The organism is Bradyrhizobium sp., assembly GCF_030693485.1.
Lineage (GTDB): Bacteria > Pseudomonadota > Alphaproteobacteria > Rhizobiales > Xanthobacteraceae > Bradyrhizobium.
In genome coordinates this window covers 1-7455 of record NZ_JAUYAN010000145.1, presented here as the reverse complement: position 1 = coordinate 7455, position 7455 = coordinate 1, and the positions used below count along the sequence as shown (strand labels likewise).

Below are 7455 nucleotides of genomic sequence, written 5' to 3'. Positions count from 1 at the left end.
TCAGGGCGGCAGGCTCGTTCGTCGCGGCCGGCCGAAATCCGCCGATCCCAAGCAACTGATCACCTTGCGGCTGGACGCCGCGGTGCTTCGCTGGTTTCAGCAGAGCGGCCCGGGCTATCAGTCCCGCATCGGCGCGGCGCTGAAATCGCACATGACGCGCAGGAAGGCGGCGGCGAAGACGTCGCGGGGAAAAGCCGTGACCAAGAAGAAGGCGGGGTGAGCTGGATCGGCCTCAGGCGCCCGGCCGTCCCCGCAGCATCCCCGCAATCCCGAGGTCTTCGTCGAGTTCGGGCCAGTGAATACCCATCGGCATCAACTCGAAGCGCGCGCGCGTGGCGGCATCGGCCTCGCGCAGCCGCGGGTACCACGCCAGCGGAGTCGCGATCCTGCGGCCGTCCGCCAGCGTCACCACCAGTTCATCCGCGGTGAAGGCAACCGAGACCGGCCTGATATCGCCGACATCAATTTCCAAAGTACTCATGCCATTTGCCTGTCAGGACATCGCGCTGCGATCCCGGATGGCGGATAATAGCATGCAGGGCGGATTAGCGAATCGCAATCCGCCGTCATTGCAATGACGTGCGGGGATGTCGCCCAACCGCCTCGGCGAAAAACAACGGGAGTGATATCGGCCCCTAATTATGGTATGTTCATCGCGCTTTCGAACAATTATCGGTGGTCTATGAATATTTCCGCCAGAGTTGACCAGCTCGCACAGCGGCTTGCCCGCCTAACCGGCGAAGACGTTGAAACCGCGCTGGAGCGTGCGGTTGAAGAACGGCTGTCCCGTATTGCGCCGCCAGCACAAGGCGACCGCAAGGCCGCGCTGGATACGTTCTTCGAGCGCGTATCCCGCATGCGCGTTCTGGATTCCCGGCCGGCAGATGACATCGTCGGTTATGACGGTTGCGGGTTGCCGTCCTGATGGTTCTGGATACCTCCGCGATCATCGCCACCATCGCGGGCGAAGTCCAACTCAACCGCAATCTCAGGCCGCTTCCAGCCGCCTGATCTCCGTCTCGAACGCGAAGCGCAATTGCGCACCTTCCTCGTCGGGCAGCCAGTTCGTCATCTGCGGAATGGTCCGTTAGAGCAGGACGGTCTTGGGCTCCCAAGGCAGGCTCTGCGCCGCCCGGGTTTCGGCCAGAATCTTGTAGAGTTCGGCGCGAACCGAGTCGGGATCGGCGCGATATTCGGGCGTAGGTGTATCCTCGCCGAACAGGTCGGTCTGCTCGTCCTGCTGGAAACGGTCGCGTTGTCGGGAAGATGCCATGCTTCACGCGATTTGAATGCCGAAAAGGAAATTATGCGCTATCCCGCTGCGCCGCGCGAGGTGTTTGGCGGATTTGTCCCCGAGGCTCACTGATTGCTAGTGAGGGCCCTCGCGACGGTGCCAGCTGGCTCGGAATTTCGCACCTTCCCGGAAATGCTCCAACAGTTTCATTGCAGAAGGCAAGATTTTTAGGCATGCATCTCATAGTTGTCTTCGAAGCCAATGGCTGAAATCAAGAGTCAAATGCAGGAACTTCACAACTCGTTCATTACAAAGCAATTCCTTCGGTCGGTTTGGGCGCTCGACTACAAGGCGTTTCAAGGATCAGAGGAAGAGCGTCAACTCGATGAGAGATTGGTTCGCTGGTCTGAACGGAAAGATCTCAAGGAAACTTCAGCGGAAGCCGCGTTCATCGAAGTATTCTTTCGAGACACGTGGGGTTATGCGCAATCGGGGCAAATCGGGGCAGAGAAGAATTTTACACTCTGGCCCAAGTTTTCGATTGCCGGTGCCGGAGAGAAGGGAGGCACCGGCGCGGCTGATCTTGCCATCGGGTATTTTTCAAAAGATGCACCAACAAGTATCCCGCAGGTCGTTTGCGAGTTCAAAGACATTAAGTCCGATCTTGATGCACCGCAAAAGCGCAAGGGAAACAATCGGTCACCTGTTCGACAGTGCCTGGATTATTTGAGCAACGCCAGACGAGGCATGTTCGGTAATGAGCCCACACTCCCGACGTGGGCGCTCGTAACTGACATGAACGAATTTCGTTTGTATTGGTTTGACCGCAGCCACCATCAGTTTATCCGATTCACAATTAGGCCGACGACGCTTTTCCAAGGAGCGAATCTATTATCTGATTCCGAAGATGCTAGGTTTGATCGCTTTCTGTTTAAGAAGCTATTCCATCGAGACACTCTGCTCATAATGGGAGGTCGCTCGCATCTTGCTCAGCTTATCGCTCAGCAGTGGGTTAGAGAACGAGAACTTGAAAACACGTTCTATGCCGAGTACCGAAAGTTTCGCGAGCACCTCTACCTTGCTCTCCTAGAGCATAATGGAGAGGGCACCACTCGGTTTCCGGGCACCAAAGGAAAATTGGTGCGCTTGGCGCAAAAGATTCTCGATCGCAGCATATTCATCTTCTTTTGCGAGGATATGGGACGAGCGCTGGGGTTTCCGCCTCAGCTGCTCCGAGATTTCCTGATAGACGAAAGCAAAGATCGTTATCTCAAGCCTAATGGACAAAACATTTGGCAAAAACTCGTTGAACTGTTCAGCGCGATGAATTTGGGAGAACCGTTTGGCGGAACAAAGCTAAATGCCTTCAATGGTGGTCTCTTTGCGGTGGATGAAGACCTGGACCGTCTTCATGTGCCAAACCATGTCTTCTGCCAACCCGGTCAAGGTCAAAATGAGGCGGGCCTTTACGCGCACAAACTAACGCTGCTCTATTTTTCTGCATCCTACAGCTTTGCTTCGGACTGGTCCGAAGATCTCACGAGACCGCCGGTTGCCGAGGCGCCAGTTCCTGAACTGAAACGTGAGGTATCGAAGAGTCTTGGTCTTTACACACTAGGCCGTATCTTTGAGCAATCAATTACAGAGTTGGAAATCTTGGAAGCGGAAGCCGATGGGCGCTTATCGATCAACAAGGAGAACAAGCGAAAGCGTGACGGCGTTTATTATACGCCTGAGTGGGTTGTGGAGCGTATCGTCGACCTTACTCTTGGCCCGAGATTGACAGAACTAAAGCGTGAATGCCGGTGGCCCGACGAAGAAGACGACGCGCTTCCAACAGTAGAGGCAATTGATCGGTATTCGTCACTGCTGAAAGGTATTACGGTCCTTGATCCGGCCTGCGGATCAGGAGCCTTTCTCATCACGGCTCTCCGCTATCTCGTTGATGAATGGCACTCGATCCAAGCCATTCGCAGGCAGGTATCGAAGGATTTTGTGGTTCGTGATGATGACGCCCTGATTCGAGACATCCTTCAGAGCAACCTATATGGCGTCGACATTAACGCGGCATCAGTTGAAATTACACAACTCGCACTTTGGCTGCACACCGCCCGAGGAGACAAGCCGTTGTCATCGCTTGGGGCGACGATACGGGAAGGAAACAGCCTCATCGACAGCAATTTTTACAAAGGGCAGATTGATCTCGGATTCTACGATGATACACAGCGGGAAAGGGTAAATGCCTTCGATTGGGAATTGAAGTTTCCTGAGGTAAAAGCCCGTGGTGGTTTTGACGTCATCATTGGAAATCCACCCTACGTAAAGCTGCAGAATTTTCGTCGGGTACACAGCGACATGGCGGAGTTTCTACGAAACGGTCGCTCGGCCGTTCATATAAATGGCTACTCCAGTGCAAAGACCGGGAACTTTGACCTCTATCTCCCATTCATTGAAAAGGGCCTGTCGCTTCTCAATGAGCGGGGCCGGCTTGGGTTCATCGCACCCAGTCTATGGGCGGTCAATGAGTACGGCGAAGGACTTCGTAGCCAAGTAACTAGAGGTCGCAACCTTGAGGGATGGATTGATTTCAAGGCATTCCAGGTATTTGAGGAGGCAACAAACTACACGGCGTTACAGTTTTTCACGAAGGCACCCAACGATGCCATTAAAATTGCTCTTGCCCCAAATGGGGTTATCCCGGAACGGCCATGGGATCAGCCAGGAAGTTCCCTTGCATACGGTCATCAGGTTTTCGGGGACCGGTGGCTTCTCCTTTCCGGTAGCGAGCGAGCATTAACAGACAAGCTGTACGAACGCTGCCGCCTGCTCAGTGACCCGGTGCACACCGAGAACATTTTCGTCGGCCTGCAAACCAGTGCCGACTCGATCTATCATTTGAAACGGCTCGGCTCACGTCGTTACGTTTGTAGCCCGAGAGGAGACGACGCCCCGCCGCCTTATGAGGTTGAGCTCGAAGATGAGATCATGAAACCCCTGGTCTCAGGTACTGAAGCTAAGCGTTATGTCTATCCAGAGACAGATATCTACTTGTTGTTTCCTTACCAATTTGACAACCAAAAAATCGAATTGATCACTCAGAAGAACATGGCCAACCTTTACCCTGAGGCATGGAAATTTCTGCTCTCGTACGAAGCGATTCTACGGAATCGTGAGGCCAAGAAGAGTCAAAAAGGTGAAATCCTTGATGCGCCATTTGACGATGATTCTTGGTATCGGTTCGGACGCAACCAAAATCTGGACAAGCAAGAAATCGTAAAACTAGTTGTGCCGCGTCTCGTGGCAAGACTCGCCTGTTCGGTCGATCATAAAGGTTCGGTCTATCTCGATAACGTCGACGTTGGTGGCGTTGCTGTTGCGGCATCCGAAGACCCATTTTTCTTGGCCGGCATTCTAAATGCACCGGTGGCAGACTATGTATTCCGTCGAATTTCCAAACCCTTTAGAGGGAACTACCTTTCTGCCAATAAACAGTTCATTTCACCGTTGCCGATTCCACCCGCTAACGAGTCTCAGCGGGCAGATGTCGCCAGCCGCGCAAGGGAACTTCAAGGCGCGCATACGGAGCGTCGAGACCTTATTGCGAAGCTGCAGAAACGATTGGTGGTTACGCGCACGCGGTCCCGTCCCGAGACTTGGTTATTCTCTGGCTTAAAGGCCAAGAAAGAAATCTTGGAGGGAGCACCTAAGCAGCTTGAACCCGATGCGCGAAAACAATGGGCGGAAAAAGAGTTTGAACGAGCACTAGCAGCTCGCTACGACGAAATCACACTTCGTCTTGATGCGGGTGTCTCTCTAGCTGCCTCCTTTACGGGCGGCGAGCTTTCGTTTTCAATTGCAGGGATCACTGCAATCGACCGTATTTTTTTGGATGAGCACGAAGGTATTTTTATTGTGGCTCAATGGAAGGTCTTGGCGTCGACCTTAGCCATCACTGAAAATACAGAGGGAAAGAAGCTTTGCAATGCGCTGCGTAGGCTTGCTGTGCCGGACAATGACGCTGTTGTTAAGCAAATCATCGATCTTGAGCGCGAACTCTCGGCCAATGACGCTGAAATACGTCGGCAAGAGGCGGAGTTGAATAAAGTCGTGTACGACCTCTATCAACTCACACAGCAAGAGATTTCGATGGTCGAAGGAAGAAGGCTGACATGACGAGACCAGTCAGATGCGAAGGCGTGACACCGGATAAATGCACAGTCCGTAGGGGCAGATGAAACTGAAGAGCAGCGCCTGACAGCGTACGATTGAGGTCGCCCTTGAAAGCGCTCGCATCGAGGCCCGCCGAAAACATGCGGGCGAGTTCGATATGGTGCAGGATATCGCGAAGCGCTGTTCAACTGACCTAGAACGCATAGATCGCATCGGCCGTGGCGGCGGGACGGACATGAGGTTTGAGGCCGTCGCGGTTGACCACGTCGACCGGGCCCTCGAACAGGCCGGCGATAAACTGCTTGATATCTGCATAGTCGAACACGGTCAGATGCGCCGCCGGATCGATCTCGATCATGATGTCGACATCGCTGTCAGGCCGGCTGTCGCCGCGCGCCACCGAGCCGAACACGGCCGCCCGCCGCACGCCGCGCGCGCGGAGGTCGGGTTCGGATCGAAGAAGGGTCTCAAGGGCTTCGCTGCGGTTCATGCGGAAGGATATACCACGGATCGGGTGGGCTGTCGCAGGTAGGGTGGGCAAAGGCGCCCCTTTGCGCCGTGCCCACCAACCGTCAAGCGGGTAAAGTGGTGGGCACGTTTCCGCATTCGCTCTTCGAGCTGCGGCGGAATCTTTGCTCACCCTACCGAATCCCCCTCACGCCTTGCGCAGCGCAAAATACGCCCCGCAAAACGCCATCGCGGCGCCGAGGCACAGCGCGGCGAGGCCGGCGAGCACGCCCGAGATGGTCGGGATCGGGCTCGGCGCCGAGGCCGCCTGGCCGGCGCCGGCCAGCACGAGGACGCCGACTGCGATCAGGAACTGGCGCATCCGCGGCGGGATCTGGCCGGCTGCCGCGCTGTCCATCAGCGCTGCGGTGAAATAGCCGCCGGAGAAGCCGACGGTGGCGATCAGCCACCACGCGATCGCCGCGCCCGCCGGCATGAAGTCGCCGGACCCGCCACGCCACAGGCCGCCGAGGTCGAGGCCGTAGCGCACCCCCAGCATGTGCACGGCGAGCGCCAGCAGCACCCCTGAGATCATCGCGCCCGCCAGAATCAGGCGGCGCGGAAAATAAGTCGTCTCGGCCATCGGGCGTTTGTAGGGTAAAGCCGGCGGGGCGCGCAAGCCGGCGCCGCCAGCCAGGAACGGCCATCACCGGGATACATCGCATTGCCAGCACCATCGTCCGACCAAGCCGCGGCCTCCGCGGAAGCCGCGCCCGCCACCCACTACGCCTACAAGGCGTCGCTGATCGGCAGCGCCCATCAATTCGAACTGACGGCGCAGGGGCTGTCCTGGCACGTCGGGGCCAAGTCCGGCGTCTGGCGCTATGACGAACTCGCGGAGATCAGGCTGTCCTACCGGCCGGCGTCGATGCAGTCGCGCCGGTTCCGCTGCGATATCACGCGCAACGACGGCCAGCGCCTCGCCATCTACTCGACGAGCTGGCAGACCGTCGCCCTGATGACGACGCAGGATCGGCCCTACCGCGACTTCATCACGCAACTGCATGCGCGGATGCGGCAGGCGGGCGGCACCGCCTCGCTGATCGGCGGCATCAATTCCGGTCTCTACGCCGCGGGAGGCGTGGTGGTGGCGGCGGTCGCGATCTCCATCGCCGGATTGCTGGTGCGCGCGCTCGCCACAGGCGAGTTCGCCGGCGCCCTGTTCCTGGTCGGCTTCGCCGCGCTGTTCGCCTGGCAGATCGGCGGCTTCATGCGGCGCAACCGGCCGCAGCCCTATACGTTCGACGCGTTGCCGCAAGCGCTGCTGCCGCAGGGGAAGTAGGACGCCGAAGATGTGCAAGGCGGGTCGCACCAATCAAAACTGTCATCGCCCGGCTTGACCGGGCGACCCAGTACGCCGCGGCCTCTCGTTCTATCTCAAGCGCCGCTGGAATACTGGGTCGCCCGGTCAAGCCGGGCGATGACAGCGGTGTTTGTTTACGGATTCAATTTTCAAACAGCCAAGAGGAAACCCCTCTTCGTCATGGCCGGGCTTGACCCGGCCATCCACGTCTTTTGTCTTGCTGACGCCCGGCCAAGACGTG

At 57.1% G+C, this 7455-nt stretch carries 8 protein-coding genes; 4 read left to right on the top strand and 4 right to left on the bottom strand.

Features of this window, described 5'->3' with window-relative positions; genetic code table 11:
• Nucleotides 1-220 (top strand): BrnA antitoxin family protein (locus Q8N40_RS10750; protein ID WP_305711804.1); only part of this gene is annotated, 220 nt, incomplete at its 5' end.
• Nucleotides 221-232: 12 nt separating this feature from the next.
• Here Q8N40_RS10750 and Q8N40_RS10745 read toward each other — a convergent pair.
• Nucleotides 233-481: a DUF2442 domain-containing protein gene (locus tag Q8N40_RS10745; protein WP_305711803.1), complete on the bottom strand. Its 249-nt coding sequence runs from the start codon at nt 479-481 to the stop codon at nt 233-235.
• A gap of 165 nt (nt 482-646) precedes the next feature.
• Here Q8N40_RS10745 and Q8N40_RS10740 point away from each other — a divergent pair, with 165 nt between their 5' ends.
• Entirely contained in the window at nt 647-925 is a 279-nt protein-coding gene (locus tag Q8N40_RS10740; protein ID WP_305711802.1) for a type II toxin-antitoxin system VapB family antitoxin, read from the top strand.
• Between the two features lie 162 nt (nt 926-1087).
• Here Q8N40_RS10740 and Q8N40_RS10735 read toward each other — a convergent pair whose 3' ends face one another.
• On the bottom strand, nt 1088-1273 hold the full coding sequence (locus Q8N40_RS10735) for a hypothetical protein (protein WP_305711801.1): 186 nt from the start codon (nt 1271-1273) through the stop codon (nt 1088-1090).
• A 222-nt stretch (nt 1274-1495) separates the two neighbouring features.
• Between Q8N40_RS10735 and Q8N40_RS10730 the strand changes: the two genes are divergently transcribed.
• Nucleotides 1496-5407, top strand: coding sequence for an Eco57I restriction-modification methylase domain-containing protein (locus Q8N40_RS10730; protein WP_305711800.1), 3912 nt, complete (start codon nt 1496-1498; stop codon nt 5405-5407).
• A 190-nt stretch (nt 5408-5597) separates the two neighbouring features.
• Here the strand turns inward: Q8N40_RS10730 and Q8N40_RS10725 are convergent, their stop codons facing one another.
• Together Q8N40_RS10725 and Q8N40_RS10720 are read right to left on the bottom strand one after the other, a co-directional pair.
• On the bottom strand, nt 5598-5894 hold the full coding sequence (locus tag Q8N40_RS10725) for a nucleotidyltransferase family protein (protein WP_305711799.1): 297 nt from the start codon (nt 5892-5894) through the stop codon (nt 5598-5600).
• Nucleotides 5895-6059: 165 nt separating this feature from the next.
• Nucleotides 6060-6494 carry a hypothetical protein gene (locus Q8N40_RS10720; protein WP_305711798.1) on the bottom strand — a complete coding sequence of 145 codons (435 nt, stop codon included), beginning with the start codon at nt 6492-6494 and terminating at the stop codon, nt 6060-6062.
• 81 nt (nt 6495-6575) lie between these two features.
• Between Q8N40_RS10720 and Q8N40_RS10715 the strand changes: the two genes are divergently transcribed.
• Nucleotides 6576-7193: a hypothetical protein gene (locus tag Q8N40_RS10715; protein ID WP_305711797.1), complete on the top strand. Its 618-nt coding sequence runs from the start codon at nt 6576-6578 to the stop codon at nt 7191-7193.
• The last annotated feature ends 262 nt before the right edge of the window (nt 7194-7455 follow it).

Bases quoted from the DNA above. Each gene is read 5' to 3' on its own strand.
- Q8N40_RS10745 (WP_305711803.1), bottom strand. From the start codon at position 481: ATGAGTACTTTGGAAATTGATGTCGGCGATATCAGGCCGGTCTCGGTT.
- Q8N40_RS10740 (WP_305711802.1), top strand. From the start codon at position 647: ATGTTCATCGCGCTTTCGAACAATTATCGGTGGTCTATGAATATTTCC.
- Q8N40_RS10735 (WP_305711801.1), bottom strand. From the start codon at position 1,273: ATGGCATCTTCCCGACAACGCGACCGTTTCCAGCAGGACGAGCAGACC.
- Q8N40_RS10730 (WP_305711800.1), top strand. From the start codon at position 1,496: ATGGCTGAAATCAAGAGTCAAATGCAGGAACTTCACAACTCGTTCATT.
- Q8N40_RS10725 (WP_305711799.1), bottom strand. From the start codon at position 5,894: ATGAACCGCAGCGAAGCCCTTGAGACCCTTCTTCGATCCGAACCCGAC.
- Q8N40_RS10720 (WP_305711798.1), bottom strand. From the start codon at position 6,494: ATGGCCGAGACGACTTATTTTCCGCGCCGCCTGATTCTGGCGGGCGCG.